20 protein-coding genes and 1 tRNA gene are annotated in these 23056 nt (G+C 66.6%); 10 read left to right on the forward strand and 11 right to left on the reverse strand.

Translation table 11 applies throughout. From position 1 onward, the window contains the following. Positions 1 to 6: 6 nt before the first annotated feature. The 3 genes from mexE to KH389_RS11175 form a co-directional block, all read right to left on the reverse strand. Positions 7 to 1239 carry a multidrug efflux RND transporter periplasmic adaptor subunit MexE gene (gene mexE, locus KH389_RS11165; protein ID WP_100632623.1) on the reverse strand — a complete coding sequence of 411 codons (1233 nt, stop codon included), beginning with the start codon at positions 1237 to 1239 and terminating at the stop codon, positions 7 to 9. Between the two features lie 201 nt (positions 1240 to 1440). Then, positions 1441 to 2754 (reverse strand): MFS transporter, encoded by a 1314-nt coding sequence (locus KH389_RS11170; RefSeq protein ID WP_043864072.1) that lies wholly within the window; start codon positions 2752 to 2754, stop codon positions 1441 to 1443. A gap of 70 nt (positions 2755 to 2824) precedes the next feature. Next, entirely contained in the window at positions 2825 to 4135 is a 1311-nt protein-coding gene (locus KH389_RS11175) for an L-fuconate dehydratase (RefSeq protein WP_213607355.1), read from the reverse strand. Between the two features lie 101 nt (positions 4136 to 4236). Here KH389_RS11175 and KH389_RS11180 point away from each other — a divergent pair, with 101 nt between their 5' ends. The 8 genes from KH389_RS11180 (at position 4237) to KH389_RS11215 (ending at position 13774) form a co-directional block, all read left to right on the forward strand. After that, complete coding sequence (locus tag KH389_RS11180) at positions 4237 to 5184, forward strand: LysR substrate-binding domain-containing protein (protein WP_054914325.1); 948 nt, start codon at positions 4237 to 4239, stop codon at positions 5182 to 5184. 38 nt (positions 5185 to 5222) lie between these two features. Further along, a complete protein-coding gene (locus KH389_RS11185) occupies positions 5223 to 6194 on the forward strand; it encodes a LysR family transcriptional regulator (RefSeq protein WP_043864069.1) in 972 nt (323 codons plus the stop codon). A gap of 158 nt (positions 6195 to 6352) precedes the next feature. Then, the gene (locus KH389_RS11190) at positions 6353 to 7903 is read left to right on the forward strand and encodes a UxaA family hydrolase (protein WP_043864068.1); all 1551 of its coding nucleotides are present in this window, start codon (positions 6353 to 6355) and stop codon (positions 7901 to 7903) included. Positions 7904 to 7939: 36 nt separating this feature from the next. Then, positions 7940 to 9526, forward strand: a complete 1587-nt coding sequence (locus KH389_RS11195) for an aldehyde dehydrogenase (NADP(+)) (protein WP_213607356.1) — start codon at positions 7940 to 7942, stop codon at positions 9524 to 9526. Then, the gene (locus KH389_RS11200; RefSeq protein ID WP_054914328.1) at positions 9519 to 10577 is read left to right on the forward strand and encodes an Ldh family oxidoreductase; all 1059 of its coding nucleotides are present in this window, start codon (positions 9519 to 9521) and stop codon (positions 10575 to 10577) included. Before KH389_RS11195 ends, KH389_RS11200 begins: the two co-directional genes overlap by 8 nt. A gap of 26 nt (positions 10578 to 10603) precedes the next feature. Continuing rightward, positions 10604 to 11821, forward strand: a complete 1218-nt coding sequence (locus tag KH389_RS11205; RefSeq protein ID WP_213607357.1) for a fumarylacetoacetate hydrolase family protein — start codon at positions 10604 to 10606, stop codon at positions 11819 to 11821. Between the two features lie 86 nt (positions 11822 to 11907). Next, the gene (locus KH389_RS11210) at positions 11908 to 13221 is read left to right on the forward strand and encodes an MFS transporter (RefSeq protein WP_054914329.1); all 1314 of its coding nucleotides are present in this window, start codon (positions 11908 to 11910) and stop codon (positions 13219 to 13221) included. A gap of 172 nt (positions 13222 to 13393) precedes the next feature. Next, positions 13394 to 13774, forward strand: coding sequence for a hypothetical protein (locus KH389_RS11215; protein ID WP_043864065.1), 381 nt, complete (start codon positions 13394 to 13396; stop codon positions 13772 to 13774). Between the two features lie 46 nt (positions 13775 to 13820). Here KH389_RS11215 and KH389_RS11220 read toward each other — a convergent pair whose 3' ends face one another. From KH389_RS11220 to KH389_RS11245, 6 genes are all read right to left on the reverse strand, one after another. Continuing rightward, positions 13821 to 15041, reverse strand: a complete 1221-nt coding sequence (locus KH389_RS11220) for a zinc-dependent alcohol dehydrogenase (RefSeq protein WP_058540342.1) — start codon at positions 15039 to 15041, stop codon at positions 13821 to 13823. Between the two features lie 47 nt (positions 15042 to 15088). Next, positions 15089 to 15883, reverse strand: a complete 795-nt coding sequence (locus KH389_RS11225) for a DUF3618 domain-containing protein (RefSeq protein ID WP_213607358.1) — start codon at positions 15881 to 15883, stop codon at positions 15089 to 15091. Next, positions 15880 to 16308: a phage holin family protein gene (locus KH389_RS11230; RefSeq protein ID WP_078481157.1), complete on the reverse strand. Its 429-nt coding sequence runs from the start codon at positions 16306 to 16308 to the stop codon at positions 15880 to 15882. The genes KH389_RS11225 and KH389_RS11230 overlap by 4 nt, the downstream gene beginning before the upstream one ends. Continuing rightward, positions 16308 to 16889 carry a hypothetical protein gene (locus KH389_RS11235; RefSeq protein WP_104572566.1) on the reverse strand — a complete coding sequence of 194 codons (582 nt, stop codon included), beginning with the start codon at positions 16887 to 16889 and terminating at the stop codon, positions 16308 to 16310. Before KH389_RS11235 ends, KH389_RS11230 begins: the two co-directional genes overlap by 1 nt. Before the next feature lie 185 nt (positions 16890 to 17074). Further along, positions 17075 to 17548, reverse strand: coding sequence for a hemerythrin domain-containing protein (locus KH389_RS11240; RefSeq protein ID WP_043864060.1), 474 nt, complete (start codon positions 17546 to 17548; stop codon positions 17075 to 17077). A 231-nt stretch (positions 17549 to 17779) separates the two neighbouring features. Beyond that, entirely contained in the window at positions 17780 to 19570 is a 1791-nt protein-coding gene (locus KH389_RS11245) for a thiamine pyrophosphate-requiring protein (RefSeq protein ID WP_043864059.1), read from the reverse strand. A 176-nt stretch (positions 19571 to 19746) separates the two neighbouring features. Here KH389_RS11245 and KH389_RS11250 point away from each other — a divergent pair, with 176 nt between their 5' ends. Continuing rightward, entirely contained in the window at positions 19747 to 20787 is a 1041-nt protein-coding gene (locus tag KH389_RS11250) for a GlxA family transcriptional regulator (RefSeq protein ID WP_244988720.1), read from the forward strand. 124 nt (positions 20788 to 20911) lie between these two features. Further along, a tRNA-Gln gene (locus KH389_RS11255) sits at positions 20912 to 20986 on the forward strand. Between the two features lie 154 nt (positions 20987 to 21140). Here KH389_RS11255 and KH389_RS11260 read toward each other — a convergent pair. Together KH389_RS11260 and KH389_RS11265 are read right to left on the reverse strand one after the other, a co-directional pair. After that, positions 21141 to 22370, reverse strand: coding sequence for a DUF3422 domain-containing protein (locus KH389_RS11260; RefSeq protein ID WP_213607359.1), 1230 nt, complete (start codon positions 22368 to 22370; stop codon positions 21141 to 21143). Between the two features lie 5 nt (positions 22371 to 22375). Beyond that, complete coding sequence (locus KH389_RS11265; RefSeq protein ID WP_213607360.1) at positions 22376 to 22978, reverse strand: TetR/AcrR family transcriptional regulator; 603 nt, start codon at positions 22976 to 22978, stop codon at positions 22376 to 22378. Positions 22979 to 23056: the final 78 nt, after the last annotated feature.

Below are 23056 nucleotides of genomic sequence, written 5' to 3' on the forward strand. Positions count from 1 at the left end.
GGTCCCTTAACCGCGTGGTGCCGCGGCACTGGCGAGCTTGACCGTGACCGGCTTGCTCGGGGTGCTGGCTTCCAGGGCCTGGCGTTGCTGGGCGAGGGCGGCGAGGGTGGCGTCGCTGGCCATCGGGGTTTCTTCAGGGCTGACCGGCGAGCCAGGGCGTACACGCTGCAGGCCCTTGACCACGATGCGGTCTTCCTTGCTCAGGCCGCTGCGCACGATACGCAGGCCTTCGAGTTTGGGGCCCAGCTCCACGGCGCGGTAATCGGCCTTGTTGTCCTTGTCCATCACCAGCACGAACTTCTTGCCCAGGTCGGTGCCCACGGCCTCGTCGTTGATCAGCACGGCCGAATAGGTGGCGCTGCCGACCAGTTTCAGGCGCGCGTACAGCCCGGGGGTGAACTGGCCGTCGCTGTTGTCGAACACCGCGCGACCGCGAATGGTGCCGGTCTTGGGGTTGACCTGGTTGTCGACGAAGTTCATCTGGCCCAGGTGCGGGTTGCCGGTTTCGTTGGACAGGCCCAGGTACACCGGGGTGCTCTGGCCGCGCTGGCCGTCTCGGGCCAGCTGGGTGTACTTGAGGTACACGCGCTCGTCGGCGTCGAAGTAGGCGTAGACCTTGTCGGTGGACACCACGCTGGTGAGCGCGGTGACATCGGCGGTGACGATGTTGCCGGCGGTGAACTCGGCGCGGCTGACACGGCCGCTGATGGGCGCGGTCACGCGGGTGAAGCTCAGGTTCAGCCTGGCCAGGTCCAGTTGCGCCTGGATCGCGGCCACCCCGGCGCGGGCTTCGGCGGCGGCACTGGTGCGCGACTCGGCGAGTTCGGCGGAAATCGCGTTGCTGCTGCGCAGGCGCTCGCCGCGCTGGGCTTCGGTCTGGCTGCGGGTGGCGGTGGCGCGGGCTTGTTGCAGTTGGGCTTCAAGTTGGCGTACCTGAGCCTGGAACGGGCGCGGATCGATCTGGAACAGCAGGTCGCCTTTCTTGACCTGGGCACCTTCGGTGAAGGCTACCTGGTCGATCTGGCCGGACACGCGCGGGCGTACTTCGACGGTTTCGGGGGCTTCGAGGCGGCCGGTGAACTCGTCCCATTCGTTGATGGGCTGCTCCAGCACCTTGGCCACCGTGACTTTCGGTGCACCGGGCGCTTGCGGGGCCTCCGGGGTACGGCCACAGGCACTCATCACCACCAGTGCCAGGGCAGCAAGGGGATAGCGCAAGGGTTTGAGTGAGTGTTCCATGGATAGATCCGCCAATGTATTGAGAGTGGGCGGATTCTGCGATTTGTAACTATTAACAACGAATCGAATGGGGCGAAGGTAACTATCATTCGGAATGATATGAACGCCATCGCGGGTCAAGCCCGCTCCTACAGGGACCGCGATGATCCTTGTGGGAGCGGGCTTGACCCGCGATGCAGGCAGCGCCGATTCGAGATGGGCTCAGGCCTGAGCCTTCTCCTCCTGCCCCTGACGCAACCGCGTGCTGATCAGCGCCGCCAGCACCAGCAGGCCGGCGATCACCCACAGCCCGTTGCGCGTGCTGCCGGTGGTCTGCTCGATCAACCCCATCACCGACGGCCCGACGAACCCGCCGAACAGCCCGCACATGGTCACGAACGCCAGCCCCGCCGCCAGTGCACTGCCGCTCAGGCGGCTGGACGGGAACACGAAGATGATCGACTGCACCACGAACAGCATCAGCGCCGTCAGCGAAAAGCCCACCAGCCCGATGAACGAGTTGGAGAACGAGGCAATCACCAGCCCCGCCGCCATGGTCAGCAAGCCGAAGAACATGATCATCCGGCAGCGGGTGGGGGTGGTGGCCAGGCGCGGGAAGGTCGCGGCGCCAATGGCGGCGGCAATCCACGGTACCGAGGTCAGCAGGCCGATCTGGAACGGCGACAGGTTGCCATAGGTGCCGATGATGCCCGGCAGAAAGAAGATCACCGTGTAGATGGTGATCTGGTGCACGAAGTACACCGCGATCGCCAGCCAGATCTGCTTGTCGCGAAACATCTGGCTCAGGCGGGTCTGTGGCGGCGCGGCGGCTTTTTCGGCGCTCAGGCGCTGCTCGATATCGCGCTTGTCGGCCTCCGACAGCCATTTGGCCGAGGCCGGCCCGTCAGGCAGTTTCTTCCACACCACATACGCCAGCGCCACTGCCGGCAGGCCTTCGATCACGAACAGCCACTGCCAGCCATGCCAGCCCAGCAGACCGTCCATCTGCAGCAACGCACCGCCCAGCGGCCCGCTGAGGATGTTGGCCAGGCACACGCCCAGCAGAAAGTAACCGGTGGCGCGTGCCCGCTGTTCGCGGTCGAACCAGTAGGTCAGGTACAGCATCACCCCCGGGAACAGCCCGGCCTCGGCCACGCCCAGCAGCAGGCGCATGATGTAGAACGAGGTCTCGCCCTGCACGAACGCCATGCCTGCCGACAGCAGGCCCCAGGTGATCATGATGCGGGTGATCCAGAAACGTGCGCCCACCCGGTGCATGATCAGGTTGCTTGGCACCTCGGCCAGCGCGTAGGTCAGAAAGAACAGCCCGGCGCCCAGGCCGTAGGCAGCGGCCGACAGCCCCAGGTCGATGCCCATGCTGGCCTTGGCCAGGGCAATGTTGGTGCGGTCCAGAAAGCTCATCACGTAGACGATGACCAGCAGCGGCAGCAGTTTGCGCAGCAGCAGGCTGTTCAGGCGTTGTTCGGCAGGCACGGCGGGCGCGGCCGCCGCTGTCGCGGTATTGAGGATTGTCATTATTGTTAACCCCGGTATTGATGGTGCGGCCCGCCGACGCGCAGGTCGCGGCGGCGGGCTTGGGTGTCGATCAGGTGCGGGCGATGTCCAGCCACACCGGGCCGTTCGGGTACTGGTAGCGCTCCAGGGTGTCGGCGTGCATCTCGATGCTGTAGCCGGGGCGCAGTGGTGGCATGTAGCGGCCGCGGCGGATCACCACCGGGTCGATGAAGTGCTCGTGCAGGTGGTCGACGTATTCCAGCATGCGGTTGTGCAGCGAGGCCGAAACGCCGATGTAGTCGAACAGCGCGATATTCTGCACGTATTCGCACAAACCCACACCCCCGCCATGCGGGCACACCGGCACGTCGTACTTGGCCGCCATCAGCAGCACGATCAGCACCTCGTTCAGCCCGCCCAGGCGCGCCGCGTCGAGCTGGCAGAAGTCCAGCGCACCGGCCTGGAACATCTGCTTGAACATCACCCGGTTGTGGCAGTGCTCGCCGGTGGCCACGCCGATCGGCGCGATGCGCTGGCGAATGGTGGCATGGCCGAGGATGTCGTCGGGGCTGGTCGGCTCCTCGATCCACAGCGGTGCGAAGGCGGCCAGGCGGCGCATGTTCTCGATCGATTCGTCCACGCCCCACACCTGGTTGGCGTCCATCATCAGGGTGCGTTCCCAGCCCAGCTCGTCACGCAGGATGCCGGCGCGGCGAATGTCGTCTTCCAGGTTGGCGCCGATCTTCTGCTTCACGTGGGTCCAGCCATCGGCCACGGCCTCGCGGGTCAGCTGGCGCATCTTCTCTTCGCTGTAGCCCAGCCAGCCCGGTGCGGTGGTGTAGCCCGGGTAGCCTTCGCGCAGCATCTGCGCCTCGCGCTCGGCCTTGCCCGGCGCATTGCGGCGCAGCAGGGCGATGGCTTCCTCGGGGGTGATCACGTCGGTGACGTAGCTGAAGTCCAGGCAGCGCACCAGCTGCTCGGGGCTCATGTCGGCCAGCAGCTTCCACACCGGTTTTTCTTCGTGCTTGGCCCACAGGTCCCACACGGCATTGATGATGGCGGCGGTGGCGAGGTGGATCACGCCTTTTTCCGGGCCCAGCCAGCGCAGCTGGCTGTCGCCCACGGTGAAGTTGTGCCAGAAGGCGCCCATGTCGGCGGTGATCTCTTCCAGGGTCAGGCCCACCACCATCGGTGCCAGCGACTGGATTGCGGCCACGCAGATCTCGTTGCCGCGGCCGATGGTGAAGGTCAGGCCGTGGCCTTCCAGGGGGCTGTCGGTGTGCAGCACCACGTAGGACGCCGAATAGTCCGGTGCGCTGTTCATCGCGTCGGAGCCGTCGAGCGACAGCGAGGTAGGGAAACGGATATCGCGAACGCTCAGGTGGGTAATTCGAATGCTCATGGCGGGCTCTTGTTCTCGGTGACCACTTGGAGTCCCGACTGTAGGTTGCCGAGCGATACGTGCATAATCGCGGTTTCCTAACCAGGGATACCGAATTCGATATGTCTGCGAGCCCTGAAGCCGATCCGCTGCTGCCACGCAGCCTCGGCGCGCTGAAAATTTCCAGCCGCCAGATCACCTTGCTCAACGCCCTGGGCGAGTTCGGCAACCTGCGCCGTGCCGCAGCGGCCATGCACACCACCCAACCGGCGGCGAGCCTGCTGTTGCAGCAGTTGGAGGAGCGCCTGGGCGTGCGCCTGTTCGAGCGCCTGCCCCGGGGCATGCAGCCCACCCTGTATGGCGAGGTGATGATCCGCTATGCCCAGGGCGCGCTGCACGAGTTCGAGCACGCCCAGGCGCAGATCGCCGAACTGGCCCGCGGTGCCATGGGCCTGGTGCGGGTGGGCACGGTGATGGGCCCGGTGCCGCGCCTGCTGACCGGCGCGGTGCTGGCCTACAAGCGCGACCACCCCAAGGTGCGCATCAGCATCGAGGTGGGCACCAGCGACACCTTGCTGCCGGCGCTGCTGCGCGGCGACTTCGACGTGGTGCTCGGGCGCCTGCCCGACCAGGGTGACAGCCAGGACCTGGACATCGAGCTGTTCGACATCGGCGAGCAGATGCGCGTGATCGCCAGGGCAGGGCACCCGCTGGCCGGCGCCGCGGCGCTGCAACTGGCCGACCTGGTCAGCCTCACCTGGATCCTGCACCCGCTCGGCAGCCCCATGCGCCGGCGCGTGGAAAGCGCGCTGCAGGCCGGCGGCATGGTGCAGTCGCTGGACATCGTCGAGACCGCCTCGATCCTGGCCACCACCGCCATGCTCGAAGCCTCCGACATGATCGCGGTGGTGCCCAACGACGTGGCCGAGCATTATGCGCGCTATGGCATGGTCGCCATCCTGCCGGTGGAGCTGCCCATCAGCATGGTCAACCTGGGCCTGCTGACCCTGCGTTCGCGCCCACGCTCGGTGGCGCTGAACACCCTGCTGCATTACCTGCGGGCGCAATGACATGACCTGCGCCGCCACCTTCAGGAGGCACTGAGCCGATGCCCTCGGACATTACCCATTCCAGCTTCTGCAACTGGGTGCGCTTCAAGCACCTGGTGCTGATCGACACCCTGGCGCGCACGCGCAACATGCACGCCACCGCCTCGCGCATGAACCTCAGCCAGCCGGCCCTGAGCAAGATGCTGCGCGACCTCGAGGAGCAGTTCGGCTTTGCCCTGTTCGAACGCCTGCCGCGCAGCATGCCGCCCACCGAGCTGGGCGAGTACGTGGTGCGCTATGCGCAGAACGCGCTGGCCGACTCGCACACCTTCGTCGACCAGGTCAATCGCCTGCGCAAGGGTGGGCACGGCTTCATCAAGGTGGGCGGCATCTTCGCCGCCACCTCGGTGGTGCTGCCCCAGGCCATTGCCGCGATCAAGGCGCGCAGCCCGCTGCTGTCGATAGAAGTGGTGGAGCAGTCCAGCGACTACCTGCTGGCGATGCTCGAACAGAACAAGCTCGACCTGATGATCGGGCGCTTCACCGAACCGCGTTTCGCCCAGTTGTTCGACTTCCAGGCACTGGAGCCCGAGCCCTTCTGCCTGGTGGTCAACAGCAGCCACCCGCTCAACCAGCTCGAGATCACGCCGCTGGAGGCCCTGGGCGACTGGCCGTGGGTGCTGTACCCGGTCGGCACGCCGATCCGCGACCGCCTGGAGCGGGCGTTTCGCGCTGCCAACATCGCCACCCCCGCCGACAGCGTGGATACCATCTCGATGCCGATGTTCCTGCAACTGCTGCAGTCGGGGCCGATGATCGCCATGCTGCCGCGCTCGATGGTGGCGGCGCAGCTGGCCAGCGGTCAGTTTCGCGAGCTGCAGACCCCGCTGCACCTGGCACCGCTGGAGTACGGCATCATCACCCGCAAGGACCAGCCGCTGACCGGCTCGGCGCAGGTGTTCGCCGATATCCTGCTGGACTTCGCCCGTCAGCGCCGTCAGGCCGAGGGTCATAAAACGATCTATAAATGAAACGAGAATTCGCACTTCGATAACCCAGGGTTATCGCTTGATCTGATCATCTCATTGGGAATACGCCGGCCGGCTCCTTACAGTTGGTGCAGATTCGCCCGCACAAGACGGGCGTGATGCCATAACAAGAAGCTTGCCGTAGCGCCCTGAGAGGTCCCATGCACCTGATTGCCAGAACCCGCAGCAGCGAAGACCCTGCGGTCATCCGCCTCAACCCGCTGGACAACGTGCTGATTGCCCGCCAGGTGCTGCCCGAGGGCCTGCACCTGGACGCCGAGGCGGTCACCGTGCGCCAGTCGATCCCTTCGGGGCACAAGGTGGCCAGCCAGCGCGTGGAGCAGGGCGAGGCGCTGCGCCGCTATGGCCAGATCATCGGCTTTGCCTCGCAGCCCATCGAGGCCGGCGAACACGTGCATGTGCACAACGTGGAGATGGGCGACTTCGCCCGTGACTACGCCTTTGGCGAAGACGCCCACAGCGTGCCGGCCAGGGAAGCCTTCTTCGAAGGCATCGTGCGCGCCGACGGGCGGGTCGCCACCCGCAACTACGTGGGCATCCTGACCTCGGTGAACTGCTCGGCGACCGTTGCCCGTGCCGTGGCCGACCATTTTCGCCGCGATATCCACCCCGAGGCGCTGGCCGACTACCCCAACGTCGATGGCGTGGTGGCCCTGACCCACGGTGCCGGTTGCGCGGTCGATCCCAGCGGCGAAGCCCTGGGCCTGCTGCGCCGCACCCTGGGCGGCTATGCCGTGCACCCCAACTTCGCCGCCGTGCTGATCATCGGCCTGGGCTGCGAGACCAACCAGATCGAAAGCCTGATGCAGACCCAGGGGCTGACCGCCGGCGCCCAGTTGCGCGCGTTCACCATCCAGGGCATTGGCGGCACCTCCAAGACCATCGCCGCCGGTATCGAGCAGGTCAAGGCGCTGCTGGCCGACGCCAACCAGGTGCGCCGCGAGCCGGTCAGCGCCCGGCACCTGATCGTGGGCCTGCAATGCGGCGGTTCCGACGGCTATTCGGGCATCACCGCCAACCCCGCGCTGGGCAATGCGGTAGACCGCCTGGTGGCTGCGGGCGGCACCGCGATCCTGTCCGAAACCCCGGAAATCTACGGCGCCGAGCACCTGCTGACGCGCCGTGCGGTCAGCCGCGAAGTGGGCGAGAAGCTGATCGCGCGCATCCACTGGTGGGAAGACTACTGCCAGCGCATGAACGCCGAGCTCAACAACAACCCCTCGGCCGGCAACAAGGCCGGTGGCCTCACCACCATTCTCGAAAAATCCCTGGGCGCCGTGGCCAAGGCCGGCTCCAGCAACCTGGTGGACGTGTACCAGTACGCCGAGGCCGTGCGCGCCAAGGGGCTGGTGTTCATGGACACCCCCGGCTACGACCCGGTGTCGGCCACCGGCCAGGTCGCCGGCGGTGCCAACCTGATCGCCTTCACCACCGGTCGCGGTTCGGCCTACGGCTGCGCCCCGGCGCCGTCGATCAAGCTGGCCACCAACAACCGGGTGTTCGAGCACCAGGAAGAAGACATGGACGTGAACTGCGGCGGCATTGCCGACGGTTCCACCAGCATTGAAGAACGCGGCGCCTACATCTTCGAACAGATGCTGCGCATCGCATCGGGCCAGCGCAGCAAGAGCGAGCAACACGGCTACGGGCAGAACGAGTTCGTGCCGTGGCAGATCGGCGCCGTGACCTGATTGACCTTTCCGCACCCTTACAGAGGCGAAATGCACATGAGCTTTTCCGGACACAACTTCATCGCAGGCCAGCGCAGCGCCCTGGGCGACACCCTGGTCTACAGCGTCGACGCCCACACCGGCGAACGCCTGCCGGGCGGTTTCCACCAGGCCACCCTGGACGAAGTCGACAGCGCCGTTGCCGGTGCCACCGCGGCCTTCCCGGTGTTTCGCAGCCTGCCGGCCGTGCGCCGGGCCGAATTTCTCGACGCCATTGCCGATGAACTCGACGCCCTGGGCGAGGACTTCGTGGCGCTGACCTGCCGCGAAACCGCGCTGCCAAGCGCACGCATCCAGGGGGAGCGCGGTCGCACCAGCGGCCAGATGCGCCTGTTCGCCAAGGTGCTGCGCCGTGGCGACTTCTACGGTGCGCGCATCGACCAGGCGCTGCCCGAGCGCACGCCGCTGCCACGTCCGGACCTGCGCCAGTACCGCATCGGCGTGGGCCCGGTGGCGGTGTTCGGCGCCAGCAACTTCCCGCTGGCATTCTCCACCGCTGGCGGCGACACCGCCGCAGCGCTGGCAGCCGGTTGCCCGGTGGTGTTCAAGGCCCACAGTGGCCACATGGCCACTGCCGAGCGCGTGGCTGAGGCGCTGCTGCGTGCGGCCGACAAAACCGGCATGCCGGCCGGCGTGTTCAACATGATCTTCGGTGGCGGTGTGGGCGAGGCGCTGGTCAAGCACCCCGGCATCCAGGCCGTGGGCTTCACCGGTTCGCTCAAGGGCGGCCGTGCCCTGTGCGACATGGCGGCGGCGCGGCCGCAGCCGATCCCGGTGTTTGCCGAGATGTCGAGCATCAACCCGGTACTGGCGCTGCCGCAGGCACTGGCCAGCCGTGGTGCGCAGATGGCCAGGGAACTGGCCGCCTCGGTGGTGCAGGGCTGTGGCCAGTTCTGTACCAACCCGGGCCTGGTGCTGGGCATCCGCTCGCCGGCCTTCACCACCTTCATCGAGCAACTGGGCGGCCACCTGGCCGAACAGGCGCCGCAGACCATGCTCAACGCCGGCACCCTGGCCAGCTATGGCAAGGGCCTGCAGGCACTGCTGGCGCACCCCGGCATCCAGCACCTGAGCGGCCAGGCACAAGCCGGCAACCAGGCCCAGCCGCAGCTGTTCGGCGCCGATGTCAGCCTGCTGCTGGAACACGACGAGTTGCTGCAGGAAGAGGTGTTCGGCCCCTGCACCATCGTGATCCAGGTGGCCGACGACGCCGAGCTGCTGCGCGCCGTCAGCGCCCTGCGTGGCCAGCTCACCGCCACGCTGCTGGCCGACGGTGACGACCTGCCGGCCTTCGCCCAGCTGTTCGGCGTGCTCGAAGACAAGGTCGGCCGCGTGCTGGTCAACGGCTACCCCACCGGTGTGGAGGTGTGTGACGCGATGGTGCACGGCGGCCCGTACCCGGCCACCTCCGATGCCCGCGGCACCTCGGTCGGCACCCTGGCCATCGACCGCTTCCTGCGCCCGGTGTGCTACCAGAACGTGCCCGACGCGCTGCTGCCGGACGCCCTGAAGGACGCCAACCCGCTGGGTATCCAGCGCCTGGTCGATGGCCAGTACAGCCGCCAGGGCCTGAGCGATGTCTGAAGCCCGGCGCTACGACACGGCCACGCTGACCCGGTTCGTCGAACAGTTGTTCGAGGGTGCCGGGGCCGACGCCGAGGTGGCCCGGGTGGTGACCCGCGTGCTGCTCGAGGGCGAGCTGCTGGGGCACCGCACCCACGGCCTGAACCTGGTCAGCCGCTATGTCGGTGGCGTACAGCGCGGTGAGGTCAAGGCACGTGCCGCCGACCTCGAACACCTGCAGGGCAGCGGCATCGCCACGCTGTTCGACGGCCACTACGTGCTCGGGCCGTACTGCGTGGAGCGTGCCCTGGCATGCGCCGCGCAGGGTGCCCAGGCGCAGGGTATCGGCATCTCGGTGGTGCGCCGTGCCTCGCACATCGGCTGCCTGGCGGCCTACCTCAAGCCCTACACCGACCGTGGCCTGGTGGCCCTGCTGTATTCCTCCGACCCGTCGGTGGGGCTGGTGTGCGCCCAGGGCGGCATCGACCCGATCTACACCCCCAACCCGATTGCCGCGGGTATTCCGACCCAGGGCGAGCCGATCCTGCTGGATGTGAGCATGTCCAGCGTCACCCTGGGCCTGGTGGGCCAGTGCCGCGATGCCGGCACCACCTTGCCTCACGCCGTGCTGATGAGTAACGACGGCACGCCGAGCAACGACCCGCGCGACTTCTTCACCACGCCCCAGGGCAGCCTGCTGCCATTGGGCGGGCAGGCCTTCGGGCACAAGGGCTTTGCCCTGGCCCTGCTGGTCGAGGCGCTGACCTCGGGCCTGGCCGGGCACGGGCGCAAGGACGCGCCGCAGCAGTGGGGCGCCTCGGCCACCGCAGTGGTGATCGACCCGCGCTTCTTCGGCGGGCTTGAGGCCTTTACCGCCGAGAGCAGCTTCCTTGGCCAGTTGGTGCTGGCCAGCCGTCCGCTCGACCCGCAGCGCCCGGTGCGCCTGCCGGGCCAGGCCGGGCTGAAACTGCGCGAGCAGGCGTTGCGCGAGGGCCTGGGCCTGTCGCCGGCGGTGCTCGATGCGCTGAACCAGACCGCTGCGCAGTTGCAACTTGCGCCGCTTTCGCAATGACCGACCACCACAACAAGAGTGCACACATGACCAACCAGAACCAGGCGCACGCGCCTCTCGCACTGAGCAACGATCTCGCCGTGTTCGCCACCGGCAGCTGGGTAGGGCGGGTGTGGCTGCCCGAGCAGGGCCCGGCCGTGGTGCTGGTCAGGGCCGGCGCGGTGCATGACATCAGTGCGCATGTGGCCACCGTCTCGGCCCTGCTCGAACAACCCGACCCGGCCGCCTACCTGCGCGCACTGCCGCTGGGCGAGGCGTTGATCAAGCTGCCCGCGCTGCTGGCCAACAGCGACCCGCAGCAGCGCGATGCACGCCTGCCATGGTTGCTGGCCCCCATCGACCTGCAGGCGGTCAAGGCCGCCGGCGTGACCTTCGCCGCCAGCCTGCTGGAGCGTGTGGTCGAAGAGCAGGCCAAGGGCGACCCGGCCAAGGCCGACGCGATTCGCGACACCCTGGTCAGCCGCATCGGCGCCGACCTGTCGCGTATCGTGCCCGGCTCGGCCCAGGCCGAAGAACTGCGCGTGCTGCTGGTGGAGCAGGGCATGTGGTCGCAGTACCTGGAAGTGGGCATCGGCCCGGACGCCGAAGTGTTCACCAAGGCCCAGCCGTTGTCGGCGGTCGGCCACGGCGCCGATATCGGCCTGCACCCCAAGTCCAGCTGGAACAACCCCGAGCCCGAGGTGGTGCTGGCGGTGTCGAGCAACGGCACCATCCACGGCGCCATGCTGGGCAACGACGTGAACCTGCGCGACTTCGAAGGGCGCAGCGCGCTGCTGCTGTCCAAGGCCAAGGACAACAACGCCTCGACCGCCCTCGGCCCGCTGCTGCGCCTGTTCGACGAGACCTTCAGCCTGGAGGACGTGCGCGCCGCCGAAGTCGACCTGCGCGTCGAAGGCCGGGATGGCTTCGTGCTGCAGGGGCGCAGCTCGATGCGCCAGATCAGCCGCGACCCGGTCGACCTGGTGCAGCAGACCCTCAACGAGAACCACCAGTACCCCGACGGCCTGGTGCTGTTTCTGGGTACCCTGTTCGCGCCCAAGCAGGACCGTGACCAGCCCGGCAGCGGTTTCACCCACAAGCTGGGCGATGTGGTCACCATCAGCAACCCGCTGCTGGGCAGCCTGTGCAACCGCGTGACCACCAGCGACCAGGCGCCACAATGGGCATTCGGCCTGCGTGCGCTGATCGAAAGCCTGAGCCGTCGTGGCTTGCTGGAGGTGGCAGTGACTGCACGCCAGCCCTGAGCGGGCGTGCGTATTCCAGGGATGACGTGTGGATGAAGGATCGCCTCGGCGTTTGACGCTGCAACAACAATAATAAAGGCCATCAGATGAACGCACTGAAGAAGTACCAACGCATCACCGTCGTGTTTCTGCTGTTGATCGGCATCGTCAACTACCTGGACCGCAGCGCGCTGTCGATTGCCAACACCTCGATCCAGCGCGACATGCTCATCAGCCCTTCGCAGATGGGCATCCTGCTGTCGGCCTTCTCCGTGGCCTACGCCTTTGCGCAGTTGCCACTGGGCCTGATCATCGACCGCCTGGGCAGCAAGATCGCCCTGGGCGCATCGTTGCTGGCCTGGTCGGTGGCGCAGTCGCTGTGCGGGCTGGTCAACAGCTTTGGCGGCTTCATGGGCCTGCGGGTGCTGCTGGGGATCGGCGAGGCGCCGATGTTCCCCTCGGCGGCCAAGGCGCTGTCGGAATGGTTCGACGCCAACGAGAGGGGCACGCCGACCGGCATCGTGTGGTCGTCGACCTGCCTGGGGCCGTGCCTGGCGCCACCGTTGCTGACGCTGTTCATGGTCAACTTCGGCTGGCGCGGGATGTTCATCATCACCGGCGTGATCGGCATCGTGCTGGCGCTGTGCTGGTTGACGTTCTACAAGAGCAAGGCCAGGTACCTGGCGGAACTGGCGGCGCAGGGCCAGGCGCTGCCAAGCGAACAGCCGGCGCCGCGGGCTGACGCGGTGCAGGCGCCCAAGGCGTCGTACTTTGCCGGCTGGCTCGACCTGTTCAAGCACCGCAGCACCTGGGGCGCGGTGCTGGGCTTCATGGGCGTGATCTACATGCTGTGGCTGCACCTGACCTGGCTGCCGGGCTACTTCGAGCGCGAGCACGGGCTGAACCTGTACGACACCGCGTGGGTGGTATCGCTGGCCTATGGTTTCGGCGCGGTGGGCACCATCGTGGCGGGGCGGTTCTGCGACCTGCTGGTACGGCGTGGCATGAGCGTGCTGGCCAGCCGCAAGTTCAGCGTGATCACCGGGCTGGTGCTGGCGGCGCTGTTCACCTTGCCGCTGTCGTATGTGAGCGGGTTGACCGGGTGCGTGATACTGCTGTGCCTGGCGCTGTTCAGCATCAACATGGCCAGTGCCACGGCGTGGATGATCGTCAACACCATCGTCGACAGCCCGCGGGTGGCCTCGTTTGGTTCGATCCAGAACTTTGGCGGCTACATTGCAGGGTCCGTGGCGCCGATCGTGACCGGGTTCAGCATCCAGTATTCGGGCTCGTTCAATACCGCGTTCATGATCAGTGCGGTGGTGGCGCTGTGCTCGGCGCTGGCGTACTTCCTGTTGCTCAAGGCGCCGATCGGCGGGGCGGATGAGCCGGCGGGGCAGATGGCCGGGGCTACCCAGTAGGACAGGTGGCGAGCGCTTCGCGCTCGTTCACTGGCGTGCCAGCGAAGAGGCCGGTGGTCTTCGCTCCTCTGCCATTCATCCACCCAATCGCACCCTGGCGCACGCGCGCCCTCAAACCCCCTGAATGGCCCGTGACACGGGCCCGCATTCAACCGGATCGAGGGTGAGCACCATGCCCCAGGGAAGCAAAGCCAAGTACACCGCCGAGCAGAAACGCAAGGCGCAGCACATCGAAGAAAGCTACGAGCAAAAAGGCACGCCCAAAGCCGAGGCCGAGGCGCGTGCCTGGGCCACGGTGAACAAGCAGTCTGGCGGGGGCGAGAAAAAGGGCGGCTCAGGTCGCAGCACCCCGGCCGGCGAAAAGCACGCCGCTGCCTCCGACTCGGCCAAACGCGCCGCCAGCACCCGCGCCGGCCACGCGCGCACCTCCACCACCTCGTTGGCCAGCCAGACCAAGCAAAGCCTGCTCAAGGAGGCGCGCAGCAAGGACATCAAGGGGCGCTCGAGCATGACCAAGGCGCAGCTGATCGAAGCGCTGCACGCCCACCACTGAACCCGCCCGACGCTGACCGGCGAGGCTGCCGGCCAGCGTCACGGGCTCAGGCCACCACGCCGTCGTCGACGATGGCCATCGGCAACTCGATGCTGCTGTCGCCAGGCGTGAGGATGACCTTGCGGCACTCCTGCTCCTTCTTGTCGAAGATCCTGTAGCCCTCGGCCGCCTGCTCCAGCGACAGGCGGTGGGTGATGATGGTTTCCGGCGTGAGCGCGCCGGTTTCGATGTAGCCCAGCAGTTCCGGCAGGTAGCGCTGCACGTGGGTCTGGCCCATGCGAAAGGTCAGGCCCTTGTCGAACGCATCGCCGAACAGGAAGCCGTGGATGAACCCCGAATACACCCCCGGCACACTGACCACACCGCCGCGCCGGGCTGCCGCGATGCACTGGCGCAAGGCCTTGCCGCTGCTGCCCTCGAGCTTGAGCGCGGCCAGCACGGTTTCGGTGGTGCTGCCCTTGGCCTCGAAGCCCACCGCATCGACCACACCATCCACCCCGCGCATGCCCGGGGTCTGGCGGATGATGGTATCGGCCGGGTCGTCGTCATCGTCGAAATTGATCGGGATCACGCCATACGCCTGCTGCGCATAGGCCAGCCGGTAGGGGTGGTGGTCGACCATGAAGATGCGTTCGGCGCCGAGCATCCGCGCCACCGCCGCGCACAGCAGCCCGACCGGCCCCGCGCCGTAGATGGCGAGGCTCGAACCCTGGCCGATCTCGGTGTTCTTCACCGCCTGGAAGGCCGTGGGCAGGATGTCGGACAGAAACAGCACCTTCTCGTCGCTCAGCGTGCCCGGCACGCGGAACGGACCGGTGTTGGCCTTGGGTACGCGCACGTACTCGGCCTGGCCGCCGGGTACGCCACCGTACAGGTGGCTGTAGCCGAACAGCGCTGCGCCAGAGGGGATGAGCTTCTTGTTGAGGATCGCCCCGCGCCCGGTATTGGTGGTCTCGCACGCGGCGAACAGGTCCTGCTGGCAGAAGAAACAGCTGCCGCAGGCAATCACGAACGGGATCACCACGCGATCGCCCGGCTGCACCGCGGTCACCCCGGTGCCGACTTCCTCGACCACGCCCATGAACTCGTGACCGAAGATATCGCCGTCTTCGACCGCCGGGATCTTGCCGCGGTACAGGTGCAGGTCCGAGCCGCAGATGGCGGTGGCGGTCACCCGCAGGATCAGGTCGTCGGGTTCTTCCAGAATGGGGTCGATTACGGTATCGACCCTGACGTCGTGGGCGCCGTGGTAGGTGAGTGCTCTCATGGTCTCTCCAGCTTCGCGTAGGTAGGTGCAACACAGAGGGGCGACACTCAGGGCCTGAAGCCCAGGCCGTCGGACAGGTCGGCAGGCCCCTCGCGGGGGGCCTGCGCGGCAGCTGCCGGCGCGCTGGCGTCGGCGTTGTGCACGGCCTGGGTGGCGTCGGCGTACAGCGCCTTGCCGGTGCGGGTCACCTTGTCGGCCAGGGCATCGCGGGTTTCGCCCATCAGTTCGTCCTCCTTGCGCGTGCCGGGCAATGCCGCGCCCAGGGCCGCGCCGAGGGCGATGCCGATGGCGGCCAGCACCAGCGGCTGGTCCTTGAGCAGGTGGTCGAACTGGCCCTTGAGCTGCGCGGCCTGGGCCTGCACCCGGTCGCTGGCGTGGTGCGCGGCCTGGCGCACCTTGTCGGCCGAGCTGCCCAGGCTGTCGCCGGCGTCGCGCGCCTTGTCGTGGGCCACGTCCGAGGCGTGGTGCAGGTGCTCGCCGGCCTGGGCCATGGCGCCCTTGATGCCGCTGGCAGCGTCGCCCAGCGTGTCGGCCAGGCCGCTGCCGCCAAAGGTCGGCGAGCCGGGTGAGAAGGGGCGGTTCTGGTTCAGCGCCAGCCACGCCAGGCCCACGCCGGTGAGCACGGTGGGCACCGGGTTGTGCTTCAGGGTGGTGCCCAGGTTCTGGAAGAACTCGCCGCCGTTGCCCTTGAAGTACGCCATGCCCTGGTCGATCAACTGGCCGGGGGGGAGGCGGTGTTCCAGCGAGTCCACCAGGTGGCTGATGCTGGCGCGCTTGGCGTCGATCTCCTGCTCCAGGGTTTCCGGGCTCTTGTGCGATTCGGCTTCGAATGAGGTGCTCATGAGACTTTCCTCTTCAGTGCGTCCTTGTCCTGTTGCAGGGCATGCAGGGTGCGGTCAGGGGTGAGGTTGGACGGGTCGAACTGCTTCTTGCCGGCCTGCAGCATCATGAAGCCGATGACCAGGGTCACCGCGCCCACGATCAGCGCCGCCAGCCAGGGCGCGACCACGTAGGCCAGGCCGTACACCGCCGCCATCAGCAGGATGATCAGGCCCGCCAGCAGCACCATGGCGCCGCCGGCCACGGCGGCTGTACCGGCCTTAAGGGTGGTCAGGCTGCGTTGCAGTTCGGCCTTGGCCAGTGCCAGCTCCTTGGTGAACAGCTCGGGCACTTCACGGGTGAGCTGGCGCAGCAGGCTGCCGATGCTGGTGTTGTCGTGCTCGCCCGGTGGCGCGGGGGGCAGGGTATCGAGTGGGTCGCGTTCCATCACACACCTCCCTTGAAGCTGTCCTGGGTGTTGGGGCCATCGGCCAGGGTGCGGCCCAGCGGGTCGGCGGGCACGGGGTTGTCGCGCAGCGGCGGTACCGAGCTCTGGTAGGGCGCGCTGGCGCCGTAGGCCTGCGTGGGGGTGCCCGACGCGGTCGGGTGGCTGCTGCTGGCGCGCAGAAAGCGCGACAGGCCAAAGCCGATGGCGACGCTGCCGGCCAGGAACAGCGTGGGGTTGTCGCGGGCCAGTTGCGCGCCCTTGTGCACCAGGTCCTCGATGCTGTTGTCGCGGACCTGGTCGGCAAAATCGCCCAGCCCGCTGGCCAGTTGCGCCATGTACTGGGCCAGCCCGAGGGAATCCTTGCCTTCAAGGGCCGAGGCTGCCGACTGGGCGCCTTCGACCAGCGAGTCGAGCTGTTCGGCGGCCAGGTCGCGATACTGCTCGTACTGTCTGGCGCCGTGTTCCCTGGCGTCGTCGAGCAATGCCCCGGCGTCTTCGGCCAGGGTGTGCAGGTGTTCCTGCGGGGTGCCCTGTGGCGACTGCGAGGCGTCGCCGTGGGCCGACTGATCAGTCCCGTTCATTGTGGTTCTCCCTTACGTTCGGATAAACGCCGGGCACACTGCGCTGATTGCCAAGCACTGTTTTACGGACTCTCAGGCGGATGACGATGGACGTGGCGGCAGAGTTCAAGGCAAGTGACAGGTGACTGCCAAGGGCACGACCAAAGGTGGGGCGGGCCCGCCCGGCGGCGGGCCTGGGGAAGGGGTCAGTGGCTGGTGGTATTCTTGAGGGCCTTCATGTAGTTGGCCTTGAACGCCTGCATCTGTTCGCCAAGGGCCTCGAGTTCGGCTTTTTTCAGCAGCTTGCGAGCCTGCGGGAACATCTCGGACTCTTCTTCCTCGATATGGTGTTCGAGCAGCTCTTTCACCACCTTCACGCGGCCGGTGAACTCCGGGGTCGACGGGTCGGTGGTCTTGAGGTCGGGCAGCACCAGGGAGTCGACGGTGCGGTGCTCTTCCTTGGCCTCGTAGTACATCACGTCCTGTTCCTTGCCGCCGGCCTGCTTGAACGCCGGGTAGAGGATCTGCTCCTCGATCTCGGTGTGCACGGTGATTTCCATCTCCAGTTCGGCAAGCAGCTGGGTGCGCGTCTTGACGCCGCGCTCGGTGGATGCGCTCAGTTTTGCCAACAGGGCCTTTACGCGCTTGTGATCGGCTTCGAGCAGTTCAATGGCATTCATGGTGATCTCCGGTGGCGGGTACGGTGGCGGGTACGGTGGCGTGTTCGCCTCGGTAGTCGTTGCATCAACGATGCCAGCCTGCACCGCTGGAAAAACCTCGTTGAATCAACGGCGTCGCCAGCGCATGGGCAGCGTCAGGCTTGCAAATTGCCCGAAACGGCCACCGGATCATGCAGTTTGGATGAAGGCACACTGCCCACGCTGCCTCAGCGAAGTGGCGTGGGCATGCAATCAGCGCTTGCGCTTGGGCAGCACCGCGCTGAGCACCTGCTTGGCGGTCTGGGTGATCACGCCGGCTTCGTCGGGGTCGCCCTTGAGCAGGGTGGTGGCGAAGTTCTTCGCCTGTTGCACGGTGATGTGCGGCGGCAGGGGCGCCACGTTGGGGTCGGTCTTGAACTCGATCAGCACCGGGCAGTCGCTGGCCAGGGCCTGCTCCCAGGCGGCGGCAACGTCTTCTTCACGCTCGACGAAAATGCCCTTGAGCCCGATGGAGATGGCAAACAGGTGGTAGGGCACGTCGGGAATGTTCTGCGACGCCTCGAACTTGGGGTCGCCCTCCATTACCCGCTGCTCCCAGGTGACCTGGTTGAGGTCCTCGTTGTTGAACACCGCGCAGATCCAGTTCGGGGTCTGCCACTGACGCCAGTACTTGGCCACGGTGATCAGCTCGGCCATGTTGTTCATCTGCATGGCGCCGTCGCCCACCAGCGCGATCACCGGGCGCTCGGGGTGGGCGAACTTGGCCGCGATGGCGTAGGGCACGGCCGCACCCATCGAGGCCAGGCCGCCGGACAGCGAGCACTGCATGCCGCGGCGGATCTTCAGGTCGCGGGCGTACCAGTTGGCGCACGAACCCGAGTCGCTGGTGATGATGGCCTGGTCGGGCAGCCGCGGGGACAGTTCGTGCACCACCCGCTGCGGGTTGATCGGGTTGGCGCTGACCAGGGCGCGTTTTTCCAGGGTCTTGTCCCAGCGGGCGCGCCAGCCTTCGACCTTCTTGCGCCAGCTGCGGCTGGTCTTGCTATCGAGCAGCGGCAGCAGGGCGCTCAGGGTTTCGGCCGCATCGCCCACCAGGTTGACCTCCATCGGGTAGCGCAGGCTGAGCATGTCGGGCTGGATGTCGATCTGCACCGCGCGGGCCTGGCCCTCCTTGGGCAGAAACTCGGCGTAGGGGAAGCCCGAGCCGATCATCAGCAGGGTGTCGCATTCCTGCATCAGCTTGTAGCTGGGCTCGGTGCCGAGCAGGCCGATGGCGCCGGTGACCCAGGGCAGTTCGTCGGGCAGGGCGGCCTTGCCCAGCAGCGCCTTGGCCACGCCGGCGCCGAGTTTTTCGGCCACGGCGATGACCTCGTCGGTGGCGTTCAGCGCGCCCGCACCAACCAGCACGGCGACCTTCCTGCCCGCATTGAGGATGTCGGCGGCGCGCTGCAGGTCGGCCTCGTAGGGCACCACCCTGGGCTTGCTGTAGCCGACGCCCGAATGCAGGGTGCCGTGGGCGCGGGCGGGTTCTTTATAGGGCAGGTCCTGCAGGTCGTTGGGCAGGATCACCGCCGTGACGCGGCGCTCGCCCACCGCCGTGCGCACGGCACGGTCGATCAGGTGGCGTACCTGGGAGGGTTCGGAGGCCTGCTGCACGAAGGCGCCGGCCACGTCCTTGAACATCGACAACAGGTCCAGTTCCTGCTGGTAATGGCCGCCCAGCGCGGTGCGGGCCTGCTGGCCGACGATGGCGAGCACCGGCATGTGGTCCATGCGCGCATCGTAGAGGCCGGTGAGCAGGTGCGAGGCGCCGGGGCCGGAGGTGGCGATGCACACCCCCAGCTCGCCGGTGAACTTGGCATGGGCTGCGGCCATGAACGCGGCCATTTCCTCGTGCCGCGCCTGGATGAATTCGATCTTGCCCCGGGCCCGGTCGAGCGCGCCGAACACGCCGTTGATGCCATCGCCAGGGTAGCCGTAGATACGTCGCACGCCCCATTGATACAGCCGCTCAACCAGGAAGTCGCCCACTGTCGTCGTCATTCGATCCCTCACGTTTACAAGTGATAGTCAGAGGTCTGGACCGGGCGCGCGCGCAGAAAGTTTCAACTGTCGAGCGTGGCGACGACTATCGCGGCGGGGGCATTTGGAGGCATATTGCCGTGCCACCCGGCGTGCTCTGCACGCTTTACCAGAACAACCAGAAGAGGCAGAACGTGGTGCAACGGCGGCAGTTCAGCGGTGCCCTGCAGGGCTCGAACCTGCGTTTTGTAGGCGGGCAGGGTCACGGCAGCGGGCCCCGGGCGCGGGTGGGCTTTGTGCTGCTCGAACATTTTTCGTTGCCGGCCTTCACCCAGGCGCTCGATACCCTGGTCACCGCCAACCTTATCCAGGCCGATGCCTTCGTCACCACCACCTTCAGCCTTGACGGTGCCTCGGTGGTCAGCGACCTGGGGCTGGTGATCTGCCCGGATGCGCCGCTGGGTTTGAAGACGCTCGAAGGCCTGGACCTGCTGGTGGTGTGCGGTGGCCTGCGCACCGTGCTGCGCCCGCTGCCGGAGCTGGCGCTGTTGCTGCAACGGGCTGCGCAGGTGGGGGTGGCGTTGGCGGGGCTGTGGAATGGTGCCTGGTTTCTGGCCCAGGCCGGCCTGCTCGATGGCTACCAGTGTGCGGTGCACCCGGAGAACCGTGCGGCGCTGGCCGAGCTGGCCAGGCATAGCCAGGTGACAGGGGAGAGCTACACGGTGGACCGAGACCGCCTGACGGCGGGCAGCCCGGCGGGGGCGTTCAACATGGTGCTGGAATGGATCGGCCAGCGTCATGGGCGTGGCCTGGTGGATGCCGTGGTCGATATCCTGGCCTACGAGGCCTCGCGCTTTCGCCGGGTGCAGCCGACCGTGCACCAGAACATGAGTGCGCCGCTGCGCGAGGCGATCAAGCTGATGGGGGCCAACCTTGAAGAGCCGCTGAGCCAGGTGCAGTTGGCGCAGTATGTGGGGTTGTCCCGGCGTCAGATCGAGCGGCTGTTCCAGTCGCAGCTGGGGACCACGCCGGTCCGTTACTACCTGGAGTTGCGCATTACCGAGAGTCGCCGGTTGTTGCAGCACTCGGACCTGGCGTTGATCGATGTGGCCCTGGCGTGCGGCTTTGTTTCGCCCAGCCATTTCAGCAAGTGCTACACCTCTTTTTATGGGTACGGCCCGTCGAAGGAGACGCGATTTGGCTGCGTGAACGGGCCGCAAAAGCCGGACATGCCGTAAGCCATGCGGTAACCACCTGTTTTTTCGTTATTTTTTATCGTTGGGGGCTTCCCTGGCGAAGCGAAAGTTGGTACATTTCCGCTCATTCCTGCCGAGGCCTTTCATGGGCTTCCAGTTGCATCACAGGGGCGTCGCCAAGCGGTAAGGCAGCAGGTTTTGATCCTGCCATGCGTTGGTTCGAATCCAGCCGCCCCTGCCATTTTTTCCCGTATCAACCTTCCCCAACTATCAAAAGCTGCTTGATTGCGGTTGGCTTCCGTTCGTGCTGCGTTTCGCTGCCGGGCCAGCGGCGCCAAGGCTGCAGGCCATGGCGCTCGGTTTAAACAACGTAGGTTCAAACGCTGGTCGCAGGGCTAGTGATCGTTGTGCTTGACCTTGCGCACCCGCACCAGAATCAACCCCAGCACGCCGATGGCCAGCGGCGCCATGCCCAGCAGTGCGTCCCGTGCGCTGACCTGCAGCCCCATCACCGTCAGGCCTGAATAGATCAGCTTGAACAGGTTGAGCAGGTAGTAGGTGATGGCGATGATCGACAACCCTTCCACTGCGCGCTGGATCTTGATCTGGGTGTCGGCGCGGGTGCTCAGGCTCTTGAGGATCTCCGCGTTCTGCTCCTCCATTTCCACCTGCACCCGTGCCTGCAGCAGGTCGCCCAGGTTGGCCACGCTCTTGGCCAGCTGGTCCAGGCGCTGTTCGGTCACGGCGCAGTAGCGCACCGTGGGCTTGAAGCGCCGTTCGATGAAGATACCCAGCCGCTGGCAATCGCCCAGGTGGCTTTCGCGCAGCTCGCCCAGGCGCTCGAACACCAGTTGCGCATAGGCCTGGGTGGCGCTGAAGCGGTGGCGGGTCTTCGCGGCGCTGCGCACCATCTGCGCCGACAGCCCGGCAATGTCGCCCAGCAGTGCCTTGGCGTTGCCCGGCTGCGGGTCGGCGTTGCGCTCGGACAGGCTCACCAGGGTTCTGTCGTAGGCATTGAGCTCCACGCTCAGGGCCTTGGCGGTGTCCAGCGACAGCGAGGCCATCATGCGGTAGGTCTCGATCTCCAGCAGGCGCCGGATCATGCGGCCCTGGCGGTAGGCATTGAGGCGCCTGTTGACGAACAGGAAGCGGTTGGTGCCGTCCTCGCCCAGGCGAAAATCGCTCCATACCCGCGCATCGCCCCCGCCAATGCACGAGCCGCACGGGTCCTTGAAACCGTAGCGCGACAGCTCGCCGGCAAATGCCGCGTCGTTGTGCACCATGATCTGCACGGCATTGATCAGGTAGGGCAAAAAAGCATCGACCCTGTCCATCTGCAGCGCGGGCAGGGGCTGCCAGGCCGGCGTCTGCTCGGTGGTGGTGACCACCAGGGTGAGGGTGACGAACTCGGCGTGCCGTTCCCATTTCAGGGCGTGGCCTTGCAGTCGGGTGATGCCTTGCACGGCGCCTGGGCTCACCGGCTCAGGGCAGCACTGCTGCAGCAGCGCCTCGCAACGTGCGTCGTCGCTGAGAAAGGCCAGGTGGTAGACGTGGGCGGGCTCGTCGAAGTACAGCGAGGGGCGGGCGTGCAGCTCGTTGTGCAAGGTCTTGCGCTGTGGGTGCATGTAGATCAGGCCATGTTGGAATTGTTCTTGGCGCTTTCGATGATGCCCGTGACGAAGGTGATCAGGGCCTGGGTCAGGCCCTGTTCGCTGACCTGCACCCCGCGCCACTGCGCGTGCCCGTACAGCATGCCGATGACGGCATGGGTGACGAGGCCGATCGCGCCTCCCTGGCGCCCGTCGCGTGCACACTCGCTAGCAATGATGCCGCTCAGGATCGACGCATGGCTGCGGTTGAGCGCGTCGATCTGCAACTGCTGTTCGTGGGACAGGTTGACGTACTCGCGAGTCACCAATTGCACGCGATGGGCGTGCGCCAGGTTGAACCGCACAAACGCCTGGACGAAGCGCTGCAGGCGTTCTTCGGGGGTTCTGGCGCCTTTCATGCAGCGTTTTGTGTCGAACACCAGGTCGGCCAGGGTCGACTCGATCAGCTCGAACAACAGGCACTGCTTGTTCTCGATGTGGTGGTACAGCGAGCCGGCACGCAGGCCCAGATGGCTGGCCAGGTCGCGCAGGCCGATGGCCTGGTAGCCGCGGGTGGCGAACAGTTCGGTGGCCGCGTCGAGCAGGCGGTCCCGGGGCGAGCAGGCATTAGCGGCAGCGGGCATGGCGCAGTCCTGTATGGGCATCGAGCGGGGCAAATTCGGTTTGACCAAATGTAAGACAACAGGCATCTTACGTAAAGA

The sequence above is a fragment of the Pseudomonas qingdaonensis genome, from assembly GCF_018398475.1.
In the GTDB taxonomy this organism is placed as follows: domain Bacteria; phylum Pseudomonadota; class Gammaproteobacteria; order Pseudomonadales; family Pseudomonadaceae; genus Aquipseudomonas; species Aquipseudomonas palmensis.